This window comes from Fischerella sp., assembly GCF_013388695.1.
GTDB lineage: Bacteria > Cyanobacteriota > Cyanobacteriia > Cyanobacteriales > Nostocaceae > PCC9605.
Genome location: NZ_JACAEU010000094.1, coordinates 1 through 16,581 on the forward strand (window position 1 = coordinate 1; position 16,581 = coordinate 16,581).

Annotated in this window: 16 protein-coding genes, 1 tRNA gene and 1 pseudogene; 10 read left to right on the forward strand and 8 right to left on the reverse strand. The window is 42.9% G+C overall.

Translation table 11 applies throughout. The features are described from left to right. Nucleotides 1-152: pseudogene (locus tag HXY43_RS12690) on the reverse strand (photosystem II D2 protein (photosystem q(a) protein)); the annotation flags it as partial. A gap of 380 nt (nt 153-532) precedes the next feature. On the opposite strand from HXY43_RS12690, the gene HXY43_RS12695 reads away from it, so the two are divergent. From HXY43_RS12695 to HXY43_RS12720, 6 genes are all read left to right on the forward strand, one after another. Continuing rightward, entirely contained in the window at nt 533-805 is a 273-nt protein-coding gene (locus tag HXY43_RS12695) for a hypothetical protein (protein ID WP_026732561.1), read from the forward strand. A gap of 18 nt (nt 806-823) precedes the next feature. Next, a complete protein-coding gene (locus HXY43_RS12700) occupies nt 824-1,501 on the forward strand; it encodes an ABC transporter ATP-binding protein (protein ID WP_290883555.1) in 678 nt (225 codons plus the stop codon). 188 nt (nt 1,502-1,689) lie between these two features. Next, a complete protein-coding gene (locus tag HXY43_RS12705; RefSeq protein WP_290883556.1) occupies nt 1,690-2,241 on the forward strand; it encodes an NYN domain-containing protein in 552 nt (183 codons plus the stop codon). Between the two features lie 164 nt (nt 2,242-2,405). Beyond that, a tRNA-Asn gene (locus tag HXY43_RS12710) sits at nt 2,406-2,477 on the forward strand. 55 nt (nt 2,478-2,532) lie between these two features. Then, nucleotides 2,533-3,741: an aminotransferase class V-fold PLP-dependent enzyme gene (locus tag HXY43_RS12715; RefSeq protein WP_290883557.1), complete on the forward strand. Its 1,209-nt coding sequence runs from the start codon at nt 2,533-2,535 to the stop codon at nt 3,739-3,741. 360 nt (nt 3,742-4,101) lie between these two features. After that, nucleotides 4,102-5,022 carry an SDR family oxidoreductase gene (locus HXY43_RS12720; RefSeq protein ID WP_290883558.1) on the forward strand — a complete coding sequence of 307 codons (921 nt, stop codon included), beginning with the start codon at nt 4,102-4,104 and terminating at the stop codon, nt 5,020-5,022. 170 nt (nt 5,023-5,192) lie between these two features. Here the strand turns inward: HXY43_RS12720 and HXY43_RS12725 are convergent, their stop codons facing one another. Next, entirely contained in the window at nt 5,193-6,032 is an 840-nt protein-coding gene (locus tag HXY43_RS12725; RefSeq protein WP_290883559.1) for a M56 family metallopeptidase, read from the reverse strand. Then, nucleotides 6,032-6,451, reverse strand: a complete 420-nt coding sequence (locus tag HXY43_RS12730; protein WP_026732568.1) for a BlaI/MecI/CopY family transcriptional regulator — start codon at nt 6,449-6,451, stop codon at nt 6,032-6,034. The genes HXY43_RS12725 and HXY43_RS12730 overlap by 1 nt, the downstream gene beginning before the upstream one ends. 322 nt (nt 6,452-6,773) lie before the next feature. On the opposite strand from HXY43_RS12730, the gene HXY43_RS12735 reads away from it, so the two are divergent. Then, nucleotides 6,774-7,511, forward strand: coding sequence for a 2-phosphosulfolactate phosphatase family protein (locus HXY43_RS12735; protein ID WP_290883560.1), 738 nt, complete (start codon nt 6,774-6,776; stop codon nt 7,509-7,511). Nucleotides 7,512-7,704: 193 nt separating this feature from the next. On the opposite strand, the gene HXY43_RS12740 is transcribed toward HXY43_RS12735, so the two are convergent. The 3 genes from HXY43_RS12740 to rd form a co-directional block, all read right to left on the reverse strand. Beyond that, on the reverse strand, nt 7,705-7,986 hold the full coding sequence (locus HXY43_RS12740) for a hypothetical protein (RefSeq protein WP_231510288.1): 282 nt from the start codon (nt 7,984-7,986) through the stop codon (nt 7,705-7,707). Between the two features lie 538 nt (nt 7,987-8,524). Continuing rightward, on the reverse strand, nt 8,525-9,865 hold the full coding sequence (locus HXY43_RS12745) for an NAD(P)/FAD-dependent oxidoreductase (protein WP_290883561.1): 1,341 nt from the start codon (nt 9,863-9,865) through the stop codon (nt 8,525-8,527). An 80-nt stretch (nt 9,866-9,945) separates the two neighbouring features. Further along, on the reverse strand, nt 9,946-10,110 hold the full coding sequence (gene rd / locus HXY43_RS12750) for a rubredoxin (RefSeq protein ID WP_063748452.1): 165 nt from the start codon (nt 10,108-10,110) through the stop codon (nt 9,946-9,948). Nucleotides 10,111-10,441: 331 nt separating this feature from the next. Between rd and HXY43_RS12755 the strand changes: the two genes are divergently transcribed. From HXY43_RS12755 to HXY43_RS12765, 3 genes are all read left to right on the forward strand, one after another. Then, the gene (locus HXY43_RS12755; protein ID WP_290883562.1) at nt 10,442-10,684 is read left to right on the forward strand and encodes a helix-turn-helix transcriptional regulator; all 243 of its coding nucleotides are present in this window, start codon (nt 10,442-10,444) and stop codon (nt 10,682-10,684) included. 17 nt (nt 10,685-10,701) lie between these two features. Then, entirely contained in the window at nt 10,702-13,341 is a 2,640-nt protein-coding gene (locus HXY43_RS12760) for an EAL domain-containing protein (protein ID WP_290883563.1), read from the forward strand. A 255-nt stretch (nt 13,342-13,596) separates the two neighbouring features. Then, entirely contained in the window at nt 13,597-13,728 is a 132-nt protein-coding gene (locus tag HXY43_RS12765) for a hypothetical protein (RefSeq protein ID WP_290883586.1), read from the forward strand. A 153-nt stretch (nt 13,729-13,881) separates the two neighbouring features. On the opposite strand, the gene HXY43_RS12770 is transcribed toward HXY43_RS12765, so the two are convergent. Together HXY43_RS12770 and HXY43_RS12775 are read right to left on the reverse strand one after the other, a co-directional pair. Continuing rightward, nucleotides 13,882-15,666: a M61 family metallopeptidase gene (locus tag HXY43_RS12770; RefSeq protein ID WP_290883564.1), complete on the reverse strand. Its 1,785-nt coding sequence runs from the start codon at nt 15,664-15,666 to the stop codon at nt 13,882-13,884. A 110-nt stretch (nt 15,667-15,776) separates the two neighbouring features. Next, the gene (locus tag HXY43_RS12775; RefSeq protein WP_290883565.1) at nt 15,777-16,460 is read right to left on the reverse strand and encodes a Crp/Fnr family transcriptional regulator; all 684 of its coding nucleotides are present in this window, start codon (nt 16,458-16,460) and stop codon (nt 15,777-15,779) included. Nucleotides 16,461-16,581 lie beyond the last annotated feature (121 nt).

Genomic DNA, 16,581 nt, shown 5'->3' on the forward strand with positions numbered 1-16,581 from the left:
CCGGTTAGCCATCCGCCTAGTGCTAAAAATGCACAGGGGAATAGCAATAAACCAGACCAGCCTACGAATACGAAGCGATCGCGCTTCAACCAGTCGTCGAGAACGTCAAACCACCCTCTACTACTAGGGGTGCGTCCTAGTGCGATGGTCATTAGAGCAAATCTCCAAATTTATAAGTACAGGTTTTTGCTTCTGTATATAGACTGCCAGTTTTTGGCTGTCTATACACATAATGTAAACCAGGTTGTCAATCTAGTTTACAATTTTTTACTCACTTTAATCATATTATGTGTTGTTCACTAATTTTTCCAGTATTTTTTTAACTGAACTTAATTTTTGGAAAAGAAAAATTTAAATTAAAAAGGTAATTTATTTTTAAAATTTGATTGTTTATTAAATGGTACAGATATTTATAAACTCTAAAAAGGAGTCGCCAATCCTCAACGAAATTTATCCCTTCTGCCCTCTGCTTCCTGCCTTCTGCCTTCTTCAAGCTAAAATGAGACCTAAAGTTAAATAAATTTGAAGTTAAATGTTCACAATCGATTTAACCGTAAGAAACACTCCCTTCCCGATATCGGTACAACGCAAGACTGCTGAGGATGCAGAAGCTGTTTATCAATTAGTGTTAGCAGCGATGACTTCTGGTAAGCCTGAGATTGTGGAACTCAAGTGCGAGGGCAAAACAGAGAAAAAAATCGCCGTACGTGCTAGTGAAATTTCCGGAGTGCAGGTAGTACAAAAAGATGGTGCAGCCACTGCTAGTGGCAGACCACCTGGTTTCTTCGCCCTCACCTCTGAATAAAGAGGTAGCGGTTTAGAAATGACGGAACTAGGCATCAAGGTAAAAGATCTAGACTTCAGCTGGCCTTCTGGAGAGAAAGTAATCAAATCTTGCTCTCTAGAAGTACCCCAAGGAGAATTCTGGATGCTGTTGGGTACAAATGGCAGTGGCAAATCAACATTACTGAGATTGCTGGCGGGATTATTAGCTCCCCAGTCCGGTGAAATTGGGATATTGCATCCGGTTGGCTTTGTTTTCCAAAATCCCGATCATCAATTAGTGATGCCTACTGTTGGTGCGGATGTGGCTTTTGGACTGGTAGAAGAAAAACTGCCACTAGCTACTGTGAAAGCAAGGGTTGAGGAGGCATTAGCAGCGGTGAATTTGCTGGGACTGCAACGACGTCCCATCTATGCTTTGAGTGGAGGACAGAAACAGCGAGTGGCGATCGCCGGTGCTTTAGCTCGTCATTGTGCAGTCTTACTATTAGATGAACCCACTGCTTTACTCGATCCAGATAGCCAACTTGAATTGGTGGCTAGTGTCCGTAAATTAGTCAAAAGTCGAGGTATTACGGCCCTTTGGGTGACGCATCGCCTAGACGAATTAAATTACTGTGATGGCGCTTTTTTGTTAGAAAGAGGCTCTTTGGTAGATCAAGGAGAAGCTCACCGCCTCAAACAGCGTCTGATGCAGTTGCATGATGAAGCCTCGTAATTGTCATGAGTCATTGGTCATTAGTTGTTAGCCAAGGACAATAACTAATGACAAATGACCTTTTCAGGCAAGTTTTGTGAAGCTATTGATTTTTTTGGCTTTGTAACACAGTGTTACAAGGGATGGTTGAATTACTATAAAAGTTATGAATGAATTTTGTTAACTCTAGAAAATTGTGATTCAAAACCATGTCCCGTTCCTTAACCCAAGCCGTTCTGCTTGTGGACGGCTATAACATCATTGGCGCTTGGTCTTGCCTGAAAAAAACTCGCGATCGCGCTGGGCTAGAGGCAGCACGCTGGGAATTGGTAGAAGCTATGACTAGTTATAGCGCATTTCAAGGATACGAGACACTTGTTGTTTTTGATGCCCAATATCAAAATACAAGTAGCAATAAAGAAGTCATTACAGAGCTTTTATCCGTTTATTATACTGATTTTGGTCAGACGGCAGACACCTATATAGAAAAAGCCTGTGCGTCTTTGCGTTCCTCTATAGCCCAATCTCTGATTTCTCGTGTGATTGTTGCCACATCAGATCGGGCACAGCAGCTAATGATCCAGGGGTATGGAGCTGAATGGCTATCGGCACAACAACTGTGTCAAGAAGTGCAAGCCACAGTTTGCCGGGTTCGGCAAAAGTATCAACCACGTAAAAAATCCAATAGTAGATTTTTAGCCAATTCCATTGATGCCAAGGCGCGGCAGCGTTTAGCTGAACTGCGAATGGAATTAAAGTAGGTATGTTATATAAACTTAGCCTCTACTAGCTCTGTGAGTTGAGAGCGACATAGTGGTGTGAAAATTATTAAAGTCAAACTGCTACTCAAAATTTTTTAGAAAAATTTTTCCAAAGGTACTTGCCATTTTCTATAGTTTGGTACTAATATTATTAATCGTGACGTTCCTCAGTAGCTCAGTGGTAGAGCGGTCGGCTGTTAACCGATTGGTCGCAGGTTCGAATCCTGCCTGGGGAGTTAAGTTGTAGAGACGCGGTATACCGCATCTCTACATTGTTTATTAGATGAATTCATGTTCAATGATACCAAATCTCAGTATCACAAAGTTAAATGGGCTGATTTGTGGTCGCTTGATCCAGGAGTGACTTTTGTTAATCATGGTTCTTTTGGTGCCTGTCCGATTGCAGTGCTAGCTGTTCAGCAAAATTTGCGATCGCAACTCGAACAGGAACCACTACGATTTTTCACGAGGGAGTGGGAACCACTTTTGGATGAGGCTAGGAGCAAATTAGCGGCGTTTGTGGGTGTTGGTGCTGAGGATTTGGTATTTGTCCCGAATGCAACCACTGGTGTAAATTCGGTGTTGCGTTCCCTGATTTTTCATCCCGGAGACGAAATACTCACAACTAACCACGAATACAACGCTTGTCGTAATGCGCTTGATTTTATTGCCAGTCGTACAGGTGCACGGGTGGTAGTGGTAAAGATTCCTTTTCCGCTCGATTCGCCTCAGCAAGTTGTAGAAGCAGTAATAGAGCAAGTTTCATCCAAAACAAGATTAGCACTGCTGGATCATATCACCAGTCAAACAGGGTTAATCTTTCCTCTACGGGAGTTGGTGCAAAAATTGCAAGCAATGGGTGTGGATACACTTGTAGATGGTGCTCACGCGCCAGGGATGATACCTCTAAACTTGCAAGAAATTGGTGCGACTTATTACACCGGAAATTGTCATAAATGGCTGTGTGCGCCCAAGGGAGCAGCATTTTTGTACGTACGACGAGATAAACAGCCAGAAATTCGTCCACTAACAATCAGCCACGGTGCTAACTCATCACGCACTGATAAAAGTCGCTTTCAATTGGAATTTGACTGGACGGGGACAGACGATCCCACAGCTTATATGTGCGTACCAGAAGCGATCGCCTTTATGGGTTCGCTGTTACCTGGTGGCTGGGATGAATTGAGACAGTGCAATCATCAACTTGTTTTGCAAGCAAGACAGCTACTTTGTGAAGCACTGCAAGTATTGCCACCATGTCCCGATGAGATGATCGGCTCAATGGCGGTTATACCTATGCCTGCTGCTTTGGAAAACCGCAGTTTTATGTCTATACGCGATGAGTTATTTGATCGGTTTGGTATTCAGGTACAGGTAGTTCCTTGGCATGAGACACCAAAATTACTGGTGAGAATTTCAGCGCAGATTTACAACACAATCGAGGAGTATGAATATTTAGGCAGAGCGTTGCTAGAGTTGTTGGCTGAGAATGGCAATTAATTATCTTACGATACCAAGTCACATAATTTATGTATCAGTTCGCAAAGGCATGATGTGGCTAATGCTATATTTCCGAGAATTATGGACAAGTTTGACATAAAGCGATCGCAATTTCCTCCGCCGACTCATTCAAAAGCAAACTCCCACAGGAGAAGATCAAGGCGTTATCCGAAAACTGGTGCGAAAAGAAATCTTGACTCAACAAGGCAATGCTTTGCAACTGCCTTTAGTGCAAAAATTTATAGAACAGGTAGTAGAAGAACAATTGTATTGATTTAACCTGCGACTGATGAACTGCCTCGCTGACTCTGACTTATTTGATTGGTAGGAGTACAGAGTAATTTTGCAGGAGCAGAAGTAATGCAGATACAACTTAAGCCAATCAATCAGCAAGTTGTCGCGATAGTAGGGGCTTCTAGTGGTATTGGGCGAAATGCGGCTTTGCAGTTTGGCAGTCGAGGTGCAAAGGTAGTAGTTGCGGCTCGCAGCCAGCCTGGATTAGAGTCTTTAGTGGCAGAGATTCAGAAAATGGGTGGTGAAGCAACCGCCGTAGTCGCAGATGTAACGGTGTTCGAGCAAGTAAAGGCGATCGCAGATAAAGCGGTTGAGCAATACGGGTGTCTCGATACTTGGGTACATAATGCCGCTGTGGAACTATATGCTGCTTTTGAGGTGACAACACCAGAGGAATTTAAGCGCGTCATTGATGTCAACTTGATGGGACAAGTATATGGCGCGATGGCGGCGCTACCCCATCTCAAGCGCGAAGGACGTGGGGCATTAATTCATGTTACGTCGGTGGAGGCAAGGCGTAGTCTACCATTACAAAGTGCCTACGCTGCATCAAAACACGGGGTAGATGGCTTTTTGGAATCTCTGCGTGTTGAATTGATGCATGAAAAGCTACCTATTAGCGTTACGAATATCATGCCAGCTTCTATCAATACACCCTTGTTTAATAAGGCACGTACCAAATTGGGAGTAAAGCCTGTGGGAGTACCGCCGATTTACCAGCCTAGCTTGGTTGCTAAAGCTATTGTTGAATGTGCCGAACGTCCAAAACGCGATGTTGTTGTTGGTGATGCTGGCAAAATGATTCTTGCAGCTCAACGAATTTCGCCGAGTCTAGTGGATGCTTACATGGTGCGTAAAGCTTTTAGTGGGCAACGAACTAATGAGCCGAAGTCAGAAACTTCACCTGACAATCTTTACGAACCAATTCAAGGTTACGACACAATAGAGGGTGACTTTAGCGACAAAGCACGAACTTGGAGCTTTTAGATTACTTTTTTGTTGTATGAGTTTGAGTTTAAGTGATCGCGCATCAAGCTGTTGTGGTGAGATGCGCGTTTTTTTGGCAAGGGAGAGTTCCCAAATTCAAAAATTTGATAGCTTTATATAATTTACTACTTTTGTAAGAAGTTAAGAGTTAGAAGTCCCAACCCTACGCATCACGAGTGAAATATCACTGTTAGCAACGGCAGTAATGCCAAGAGAAACCTATTCCAAAATTGCGTGTTAAACTCTGAGATTGGTTCTGGTTGCCCTAACAGAGCTTCTATCCTTTGCTCTAAACGTTCTGCGCTATTAGACGCCAAGGCTGCACAGCAGATTTCTGGGCTCACAGGTGGAGTACTTACTACTAACACTAATGATTCTGCTAGTAGTAAAGGATCTACTTGCAGTGCAGCGTGAGCGTCAGCACGTAGTTCACGCAAGACCAAAAGTTCTTGCCACAATGCTTCTGTATTAGGCAAGCAAACCGTACAGGAACGCACCCAACCCAACCAGAAAAACCAGAATGTATCTCTGTAATAGTAGTGCCCCTGTTCATGAGCCAAGACTGTCTCTAAATGGGCAGGAGAGAGAATTTGTAGTAATCCTTGGCTAAGGACAAGTTCGGGTTGCCAAAAACCAATTTGACCTGCAAACAATACTCCTGTGTTCAGCAGCCGCACTTGTTTGCTTGCGATATTGACCAGAGGACAGCTACGGGTAGATTTTACCGATCGCCATCCTTGCCATGCCCGTTTTAAGCATAAAATGGCAAAAAATCCCAGACAGCTTAATGCCACTACATAGCCAAAGCAGCCTGTCTGCAAACCCCCCATTTTCCCCTGAGGGCCCATGCACAGTAAAGCGATCGCTGTCATGAAAAGTAGCAAGGGGGGGAAGAGAAAGAAAAATAGCGCTCGTCGCCACCTTTCAGCCCAAGAACCTTGAAAATCCGTCCAAGAGCATCTGAACCAGCAAGCAACTGTCAAAGCAGCGAAAATTATCAACAGATGCATCACTTTTCCTCCCTTGCTTGCCGTGCGGCTTGAATGCGTTTGGCGATCGCTTGGATTTTCTCATTTGCCACTTCATCTAAACTATCTGCAAAAGCGGCGACAACATCAGGATTTCCTACTGCTAGAAATCGGTGTAATTGTTCGTGCGCTTTAATCATTTCGGCTTGCTGCTTGGTCAGCAACGGTCGCCAATAAAATGCTCGTCCTTTTTTGTCACAAGCCAACCAGCCTTTTTCGGTGAGACGACGCAGCACCGTAGTCACAGAAGTATATGCCAGTTCTCGGTTGGGGTCAGCCAAGATGCGATCGTGTACATCTTTGACTGTAACTGAACCAAGTTCCCAGATGATATGCAATATTTCTGCTTCTAACGGGCCTAGAGACAATTGTTTGGGGCGGTAGTCAGGTAATGGTGCCATATCGATTTTAGTTAGTGGTTAGTGGTTAGTGGTTAGTGGTTATTGACCACTGGGCGGTTCAAAGCTTTGCACCCCTACTAAACTAAATTTCTTATCGGTTCGATAAGTTTATTAAATTAAAAGAGCAAAAACAGCTTTTTACGCTTGTTCTTTTTTGAGATTAACGTTGATTTTCTCACTTGTCGGCTGCTATGTTAACAGCAGCATTATTCTTATCATTTTATTTTTCAATACACTTTGGGATGAACTGTCACTATGGTTGGTGACATGCAACTGGTTAGAATGTGATCTCGGCAGTATCAAATGCAGGTGTATCCAGCACGTGAAGCTATTCATATACCATACTCCGGAATTAACTCCAGTAGATAAAGTGCCAGAATGCGCGATCGCAGTCGATGTGCTGCGAGCGACTACTACAATGGCAACAGTTTTAGCAGCTGGAGGCGAAGCAGTTCAAGTTTTCAGTAATTTAGATCAACTTATGCAAGTCAGTGAATCTTGGCCTGCTGAAAAACGGCTACGAGCTGGGGAACGCGGCGGTGCCAAAGTTCCTGGCTTCGATATGGGTAACTCTCCTCTAGAATGTACCCCAGACCGGGTAAAAGGACGACGCTTGTTTATCAGTACTACCAATGGCACTCGGACTTTACAACGAGTACAAGATGCAAAAGCTGTGCTTGCAGCGGCATTTATCAACCGAGGTGCAGCGGTCAAATATCTTCTTTCACTGCAACCAGAGACAGTGTGGATCGTTGGTTCTGGCTGGGAAGGAAGTTTCTCTCTAGAAGATACTGCCTGTGCTGGTGCGATCGCTCACAGTCTTTTGCAACTAGCTGACTTATCAGCCGACGAAGTCGCTGGTAATGATGAAGTAATCAACGCGATCGCCCTTTATTCTCAGTGGCAAGACAACTTATTGGGACTTTTCCACAATGCTAGTCATGGAAAACGCCTGTTAGGTCTGGAATGCCATGAAGACTTAAAATATTGTTCCCAAACCGATACTTTAGACGTCTTGCCCATGCAGCAAGAACCAGGCGTTTTAAAAAGGTACTATTAATAAATTACAATGCAAATGCAAAATAAGTAAGTAGCCAGACAATTTTGTTTTATTGTTTTGTTTGCCCCTTTCCAGACTTTTGTCTAGAAAGGGGTAAATTTCATCTTAGTCCAAGATCAGAAAACACTTAGCTAAGTAGCCATCATGAATTGGGTACACTACAGATTGTTTTCCTTTTACCTTCTTCCTTTAGTTACGATTTAGGCTTGAGCAAGGGGTACAAACCAACAGCAAGACTGATGCATCCAATTAAGATCCACCATTGGTCATTTTGCTCAACTTGCAAAAATGACTCTTCGCGGTTTTTCACAAAATTGCTGATACGAGATGCGATCTCCTGCTGCTGAGTTTCATCACTATAACTTGTGAACGAAGCAAAAGGAACTTCACCAGTACTAGTATTGATTACAACTTTAGAAGAGTCACTGTTCTTAGGCCCGTAAAATCTCGCTCCCAGTAATTTATTTACTGGCATTTCTCTTTCCTCAGACCATAAAAAACCTGAACGTGCTAATTTACAAGAACCTTGTCCTGGTTCAGTTCGGTTACAAGTGAAGGTATTTGCTTGTGCAAATGAAATCAGAAAAATTCCAAATAGAATGAAGCCGAGTCTCAATTTGACCTCCTAAGTGCAAGTAAGTGAGTGATAACCACAGTCAAGGAACACCAGGGAACACTGTAGCTTACCGTTGGCAAGCTTAAATTTAATACCAAAATTTTGGAGAAATTTGCGATTTTTTCCCCAAACAAAGATTCCTCGGTGAAAAATATCCACCGATAATAGTTCTGATGAGATAGCTTATAAAATGTATTTTAAATGTGTAAATACTTTGTTGTCAGCCCGGAATTATACTGTTTTTCTATTGTTATAAAAGTGATTGCTTAGAAACTCAAACAAGAAGTTTCCATCTTCTATCAATTATTCCCGATTCCAGGCTTCTACGATTAATACTTACTTTTTGTCAAGCTACTTAGTATTTTTCGTATCTTTTATAGAATTTTGTATCAGCTTATTAATTATTATTTATGACTTCTTGACTAACCATCGCTAAACCTGCTAAATAGGCAGTCGTCCAAGCACTTTGGAAATTAAAGCCACCAGTTATACCATCTATATCCATAATCTCTCCTGCAAAGTATAAACCTGGCACTAACTTACTTTCCATACTCTTAAAGTTGATTTCTTTAAGATTTACACCACCACAAGTGACAAATTCTTCTTTAAATACTCCTTTGCCGTTAATAAAGTAATTTCCTTGAGTAAGTTCTTGTACTAACTTATTTAGGGATTTGTTAGATAATTCTGCCCAGCGGTTGTCAGAAGAAATACCTGCACGGTCAACAATGTGTTGCCAGAGTCGGTGAGGTAAGTTAACACCAGAATGAGATGCGATCAGACGTTTTGGCGAATCAATCTTGACTGCCAATAATTGCTGCCGCACTTCTTCTTGTTTAAAGTGGCATAACCAATTAATGAGTAAACTGGCTTGATAATTGCTTGAGTGCAGCACTCTTGCACCCCAAGCAGAAAGTTTCAGCACAGCCGGGCCACTTAAACCCCAATGAGTAATTAGTAATGGGCCAGTTTGTTCTAGTTGGGAGTGTCCGGGCACAATTAAGCGCAACTTGACAGAATTGACGCTAACACCAGCTAACTTCCTCAGTTTTTCATCGCGAATGTTGAAGGTAAATAGAGAGGGGACTGGTTGTTCGATTGTATGTCCTAACTGTTTGGCTATCTTGTAGCCTACAGGATTGCTACCCGTAGCTAGCAAAAGGCGATCGCACAACAATTTCTCTCCCGACTTGAGTATCACCTCGAAGGGAGGGAGTGGGGCAGTGGGGCAGTGGAGGAGTTCTGGAGTGGGGCAGTGGGAGAGAAAAGAATTCTTCTTTCCCACTCTCTCCCTCTCTCCCACTCTTGTTGTTACCGCCGCCACTACCACCGCCCCTGTACGCAGTTCTACCCCAGCGGCTTTGGCTGTATTCATCAGACAGTTGACGATCGTTTCTGAATTATCTGTGGTGGGAAAGATTCTGCCATCAGCTTCGGTTTTCAAGTGTACGCCGTAGCTAGCAAACCAGGCAATTGTATCCTTGGGCTGAAAGCGAGTAAAAGCACCAAGTAGGGCTTTTGCGCCTCTGGGATAATTTTTGATCAATTCTTTGGGATCGAAGCAAGCATGAGTGACGTTACAGCGTCCACCACCAGAAATACGAACTTTAGCCAGTGGTTGATGGCTGGCTTCGAGTAAAATCACGTGGGCATAAGGATTAGCTTTCGCAGCTGCGATCGCGCCAAAAAAACCAGCTGCGCCACCACCCACGACTACTATCTGCAATGGTTTTGTCATTGGTCATTAGTCATTGGTTATTAGTCATTGGTCATTGGTCATGAGTTATTCTCCCCATCTCCCCCACTCTCCCCCTCCACTTATTCTTCCTCTGGCTCAAAATCTTCTTTTTCGGCCCCACATACAGGACATACCCAATCTTCTGGAAGATCTTCAAAAGCTGTTCCCGGTTCGATTCCGCCATCTGGATCGCCTACTTCTGGGTCATACGTATAACCGCAGACACTGCATATATACTTTTCCATTTTTCCTCTAATAAATAATAAATTGTCTGCCTTGCCTACATATTACTTTGCTTCTTGACAAAATGTTACTTCTACTACTTCACGCTTGCAGTTTCTGTGCAATCACAAGATTAGACAATCAATGTTTTAGGTAACGCAAACGTTTTAAAATTTACATTATCTCATATTAACTAAGTAATTTACGAATGGTAATTTTTGAAAAAATGTGGTTTGGTTTGACTCTTTTTAATAGCTTTTCTAGTTTTGCTCAAAAGTTACGCAAATATACCATGTGTTATACCATGTGTTTAATTTTATTCTAAGTATTTAAGAGAGAGAAGAGTACACAACCGTGACCGAAAGGCCAAAGTTTCCTAATTTCATTCGTGAATTGAGAAAAGGGCTAGGACTCTCGCAAGAGCAACTAGCTCGCCAATTGGGCGTTTCATTCCAGACGGTCAATCGCTGGGAGAATGGTCGGGCTAGCCCCTCACAGATGGGAATAAAGTTGATTGAGCAGTTCCTGGTGGAAATGACGGTTGGGGGTCAAGACTTATGGGAGCAGTATTTTTCAGAGCAACACCCAAATAGATGAGAGTGTGAGGAAGAGTGATGCCAGCAAATGAGCGAGAAAAAATACGCCACCTGTTAGTTCTCCAAGATATGCAAGGACAACGAACTATCCCCCTAAAAGAGACAACTTATTCCTTGGGACGAGATTCTAGGAACGCGATCGTCCTCCGTTCGCGGTCTGTTTCGAGGCAACACGCAATTTTATTACGGGTAACTCTTCCAGAGACTGACCAGTATGGCTTTCGGATTATTGATGGTAGCTTTAAGGGAAAAAAAAGTACAAACGGATTATTTGTTAATGGCATGAAATGCTTCTCTCACGATCTCAAGCATGGAGATGTGATCGAGTTTGGCAACAATCAAGTTAAGGCTAAATACTATGCTATCTCCAACATTTCAGAACAGGCGTTTTCTGAATCTTTTGCTGCTGAAGATTTATCGGGCTTTTTGTCAGAGCAAGCTCATCCCGTCAATCCCTTTGAAACATTAGCTGTCCCCACTGATAGTTTTGAAGGAGCTGGTGAAGTAGCCCTGGCTCGCTTGGCTTCTTTCCCTGAACTAATTCCCAATCCCATTATCGAGATGGATTTAGAGGGAACAGTGACTTATCTTAATCCGGCTGCGGCTCTCAAATTTCCCAATCTCAGAAATGCTGGTACACAACACCCCATTTTGGCAGGACTGGCTACTGCTGTTCAAAGTGGCCAGGGGAATTCTTTTGTGCGGGAAGTGCAAGTTGGTGAAGACGTTTTTGAACAATCTATTCACTATCTACCCGAAAGCGATTTAATCAGGACTTTTGTTGTCAGGGATATTACCGTTCAAAAGCAAGCAGAAGCTGAACTACGCCAGCGCGATCGCTTACTACAAGCAGTAGCAGAAGCTACTAATTGTTTGCTTGCAGAAATGAACTACGAAACAGCCATTGATAAAGCCTTAGCGGTACTGGGCGAAGCAGCCCAAGCAGATCGCGTTTATATGTTTGAGAACCATCCCCACCCAGCCACAGGAGAAATGGCAATGACCTTGCGCTTTGAGTGGGCGAGTGCCTCCGTAGAGCCTTCTCAGTGCAACTGGCAGAATCAGCCTTATCAAGTTACTGGATTCAGCCACTGGTACACTGCTCTTTCCGCAGGACAGTCCATTCACAGATTAACAAGAGAATTAAGTGCTACTGAACAAGAACTCCTCGCCCGAGAAAGTATTCAATCCCTGCTGTTGGTGCCAATGCGGCTGGACGATAAGTTCTGGGGTTGCCTTGGCTTAGCAGACTGTTGTAGGGAGCGTCATTGGTCGAAGCACGAAGAATCTACACTTTTAACGATGGCTGCTAGTATCAGTGGTGCTCGACAACGGCAACAGGTAGAGGAAATGATTCGCTACCAAGCACTCCACGATCTGCTGACTGGATTACCCAATCGCTTACTATTTAACGAACAACTTACCAGAGCTTTGCCCAATGCTACTCGGATGAAGGAAAGTTTAGCTGTGATGTTTCTGGACTTGGATCGGTTCAAAACCATTAATGATACTCTGGGGCATACGCTTGGCGATCATCTGTTACAGAGTGTTGCCCAAAGACTGCGGGATTCACTGAGAGCCGGGGATACTGTTGCTCGTTGGGGAGGTGATGAATTTACTATCTTGCTACCCCGAATAAATTATGTTGAAGAAGTAGCTCAAGTAGCTAGAAGAATCCTGCAAGCATTAGAAACAGCTTTTCATATCGAAGGACACGAACTTTATGTGAGTGCCAGCCTTGGCATTGCTTTATTCGACGAGCATAGTCCTGATACTGAAACTCTGATCCAGCACGCAGATGCAGCTCTGTATCATGCTAAAGACGAGGGCAGGAATAACTACCAGTTCTACACTACTTCTATAAGTTCCAAGACTCCTGAGATACTAACTTTAGAGAAAAGCTTGCGTCATGCTTTAGAACGAGAAGAGTTTGTGGTCTATTATCAGCCTCGGGTGAGCATAGCAACAGGAAAAATAACTGGTTTGGAAGCATTGCTGCGTTGGGAACATCCAGAAATGGGACTGGTAGCTCCTAATATCTTCATTCCTCTGGCTGAGGAAAGCGGACTAATTGTCCCGATTGGAGAATGGGTTTTGCGAACGGCTTGCAGGCAGAATAAAATTTGGCAGGACGAAGGAATGCCTCTCGTAACTATAGCCGTTAATCTTTCTCTCAAGCAGTTCCGCCAACCGCAACTAGTGGAGACTGTGGCTAAAATTTTAGAAGAAACGGGGCTAGAACCACGCTTTCTAGAACTGGAAATAACAGAATCCACTGCGATTGAGGATCTAGACTTTACTAGAACTGTACTGCAAGATTTGGAAAATATGGGCGTTCACCTCTCTATTGATGATTTTGGCACTGGTCATTCTTCTCTTTCACGCCTACAGTTATTGCCACTCCACAATTTGAAGATTGATCGGTCTTTTATCCGTGACTTGACGACGGACGTGAAGGTAGCTCATATTGTCAAGGCGATAGTTACTTTGGGGCGAAGTCTGGGATTGAGGCTCACCGCTGAAGGAGTAGAGAAAGAAGAGGAACTAGAGTTCTTGAAGTCTATTAATTGTGAGGATGTACAGGGTTTTCTGTTCTACCGCCCGCTTTCTGCCCAAAAAGCAACAGAAATCCTTGAGGAACAGAGAGAAAGTGTTTAGTGCAATACTGTTATTAACATCATATAAACAATCCACTAAGTAGGTGAGTGCAAATAAACATAATTATGTTACGAAAAGTAAACACGCCTGAAACCCCTATTAATGACTAATGACAAAGGACAAATGACGACCCTAACTAGTTAGCTTTATTTGTGCCGACCTACTTATATAATTTCGTAGATAAAGAATTAGGAATTGGCTTTGCAATGTTGCCAAAGCGATTATGATAATAATTATCATAATCGCTCAAATAACATGCTCTCCACTCCACCATCCTTACCTACTAAAACTGACCTAGCAATTATTGGTGCAGGCCCTCATGCCTTGACATTGGTAACTCACCTGCTGCAAAAACGGCCAGTGAGAAGATTGCAAGAGCAATTGTGAAGCCGAGTATCGCGTTTTCACACCAGAGAAGTGCTTGAATTATCGGCTTAATAACGATTATCTAAAATCCAAAATGGTATAAATAGCGATCGCATTTGAAAAAAGCCAAAAAAATTAGGGGTGGGTATTACCCACCCCATAACACTATAAAGTTTACCGCAGACTTGCGAGTGATACATCTAACCACCCGCCAAAGTTCTGTTTTTGTGTGTTAGAAGGATTAACTACAGGTTGCACCCGATACTTGCTTGCTGGTGAAGAAGTCAGAGTTACAGGATAGATACGGAGTTCATCATAGTGGAAAACCGCAACCTCGATAGTATCCTTTGGTTTGTAGTCTTTGAGGCGATCGCTTAATTGATTCGCCGTTACCTTGATACCATCAATTGCCAGCAACTCATCACCAGGATCGATGCCGGCGAATTGTGCAGGAGAACCCGCCTCGACAAACTTAACGATCTCTCGTCCATTTTCACTACTTACCTTCACACCTAGGTAAGCACCTGGTTCTGTCTCTGCCACCAATTGCAAGCCAAAAGGTTCAAGATACTGATTAAAAGGTAATTCTTCAGTACCATCTATGTATCGTGCAAAGAAATCAGATAAATCGATTCCCGCCACAGACTCTATGACCTCTTGCAATTGTTGTGCAGTATAGCCAATTTCGTCTTTACCAAATTTTTGCCACAATTTGAGCATGACATCATCAAGCGATCGCTTGTTGTGATGACGAGAACGAATCAGTAAATCTAGCAATAACGATACCATTTCCCCTTTCAAATAATAAGAAATTTGGGAATTGCCGCTATTAGCATCCGGACGGTAAAGTTTTATCCAAGCATCAAAACTGGATTCTGAAAGAGGTTGCACCTTACGCCCCGGTGTAGTTAAAAATCTAGTAATTTCTTTACCCCAATTATTCAAGAATGAATTTACATCGTAAATGCCTGCCCGTAAAGGAATGAGTATGTCGTAGTAACTTGTTGTCCCCTCACAAAACCATAGACAGGAAGTATAGTTTTCTTTGTCATAATCAAAAACTTCCAGTTCCTTGGGGCGAATGCGCTTGACATTCCACAAGTGGAAAAACTCGTGGGCTACTAATTGCATAAAGCGATCGTACTTATCGCGATCGCGAAATCCAAAACGCTGATAAATCAACGAGCAACTGTTTTTATGCTCTAAGCCGCCATAAGCTTGGGCAAATAAATGCACCAGAAACACATATCTTTCATAAGGCAAACCGCCAAATATCTTTGCTTCTGCCTCAATAATTTTTTTGATATCAGCAATCATCTCCCGCGCTTTGAAATTGCCACGTCCCCAGATAGCCAATTCATGGGGTTTTCCCAATACCTCAAAGTGATATGGCTGGTGACGACCAATCTCAAACGGACTGTCTACAAGGGTGTCAAAATCGCAGGCACAGAAAGTATTGGTTTTTCCAGGAACAGCTGGTAGCGCTGTGGTTATCTGCCATTGTGGGTATGGTGGCACAATGGTAACGCAAATTGGTTGCCGATCAAATCCAGGTAGCCTCAAAAACAGTGCCGCACCGTTAAAATACCCATGCGTCGCATCTAAGTGATTTGTCCGCACGGTGAGTTCATTGGCAAAAATACGGTAACTTACAGTGATTTCTGAAACACCACCCGTCTCTACCTGCCAGTGATTTTTACTGATTTTACGCCATTTTAAAGGTATATTATTGGCAAAAGCAGCAAAATCCTGTAGATGCTTGGCGTATTCCCGCACCATGTATGAACCAGGAGTCCAAACTGGTAATTTTAAATCGAGAATTGAAAACGGATAGCCCACTAGGTGTAAAGTTACCTCAAATAGGTGGGTTTCTGGTTGGGGCATCGCCACCTGGTAATTAATTGTCGGTAATTTTTTCTGAAGGCGGGTATCAGTACGAGGTGCTATTGCTTCATTCATCTGTACTTAAAAGTAAACATTCTGGAGTTATGAGTTAAAAGATTAATTTAACTCATAACTCCTCACTCATAACTCTTGTACGGATAAACAAGTAAAAAGACCTTAAAGTATTAAACTTTGCCAGCCAAATTCATCAATTGTCGAAAGTTAACGAGATAAAGTACCTGATTGACTGTATCAATTTTAATCCAACCTTTTTCATCCAACTTTTCGATGATTTTGGTGGTTTCTTCAACACCAATTTCTGTCACATCTGCCAAATCTTTGAAGGGAATGTTAAAAATTTCTCTTCCCTGTTGTGTTTCCTGACCGTAGCTTTCACCTAAACTGACAAGCGTGTGGGCAAGTTTAACCGCCGGAGGTGAAGAGCGCATTTGCAAGCGTACGTTCACATGTCGCAGTCGCCGTACCATTAGTTGCAACATCCGGTGATGTAACTGCGGGTCTTTAAACAGTATATGGATAAATCTTTCTCTAGAGATGCTCAGTAATTTTACAGGTGAAAGAGCAATCACATCAGTTGAACGGGGAGATTCATCCAAAATTGCCATTTCTCCAAAAAAATCACCCCGACCCAAAATTGCCAAGGCAACAGAATCTTCGCCTACAGTGCGCCGGACTTTTACCCAACCAGAAACTACGAAGTAAACCGCATTACCCCAGGCATCTTCCATTAAAACAGCTCGCCCAGCTGGGTATTCGTGTTCAACAGCAACAGAGAGTAGCCACTCCAAAGTTTGTGGATTGGCTGTACTCATCAAGGGGAAAAGTTCACTAAAAACCTCTGTATGCATGAAATTTTTACTAAGGGATGATTAGGAAATAGCAATAATTGTTGGTTAGTATAAGATGTATAAATGTAATAGTACTTAAGTAGTAGTTATATAAATTACATAATTTTAACTGCACCTATTA

Bases quoted from the DNA above. Each gene is read 5' to 3' on its own strand.
- HXY43_RS12695 (WP_026732561.1), top strand. From the start codon at position 533: ATGTTCACAATCGATTTAACCGTAAGAAACACTCCCTTCCCGATATCG.
- HXY43_RS12760 (WP_290883563.1), top strand. From the start codon at position 10,702: ATGCCAGCAAATGAGCGAGAAAAAATACGCCACCTGTTAGTTCTCCAA.
- HXY43_RS12745 (WP_290883561.1), bottom strand. From the start codon at position 9,865: ATGACAAAACCATTGCAGATAGTAGTCGTGGGTGGTGGCGCAGCTGGT.
- HXY43_RS12705 (WP_290883556.1), top strand. From the start codon at position 1,690: ATGTCCCGTTCCTTAACCCAAGCCGTTCTGCTTGTGGACGGCTATAAC.
- HXY43_RS12730 (WP_026732568.1), bottom strand. From the start codon at position 6,451: ATGGCACCATTACCTGACTACCGCCCCAAACAATTGTCTCTAGGCCCG.
- rd (WP_063748452.1), bottom strand. From the start codon at position 10,110: ATGGAAAAGTATATATGCAGTGTCTGCGGTTATACGTATGACCCAGAA.
- HXY43_RS12725 (WP_290883559.1), bottom strand. From the start codon at position 6,032: ATGCATCTGTTGATAATTTTCGCTGCTTTGACAGTTGCTTGCTGGTTC.
- HXY43_RS12770 (WP_290883564.1), bottom strand. From the start codon at position 15,666: ATGAATGAAGCAATAGCACCTCGTACTGATACCCGCCTTCAGAAAAAA.
- HXY43_RS12775 (WP_290883565.1), bottom strand. From the start codon at position 16,460: ATGCATACAGAGGTTTTTAGTGAACTTTTCCCCTTGATGAGTACAGCC.
- HXY43_RS12740 (WP_231510288.1), bottom strand. From the start codon at position 7,986: ATGCCAGTAAATAAATTACTGGGAGCGAGATTTTACGGGCCTAAGAAC.
- HXY43_RS12720 (WP_290883558.1), top strand. From the start codon at position 4,102: ATGCAGATACAACTTAAGCCAATCAATCAGCAAGTTGTCGCGATAGTA.
- HXY43_RS12700 (WP_290883555.1), top strand. From the start codon at position 824: ATGACGGAACTAGGCATCAAGGTAAAAGATCTAGACTTCAGCTGGCCT.
- HXY43_RS12765 (WP_290883586.1), top strand. From the start codon at position 13,597: ATGCTCTCCACTCCACCATCCTTACCTACTAAAACTGACCTAGCAATT.
- HXY43_RS12715 (WP_290883557.1), top strand. From the start codon at position 2,533: ATGTTCAATGATACCAAATCTCAGTATCACAAAGTTAAATGGGCTGAT.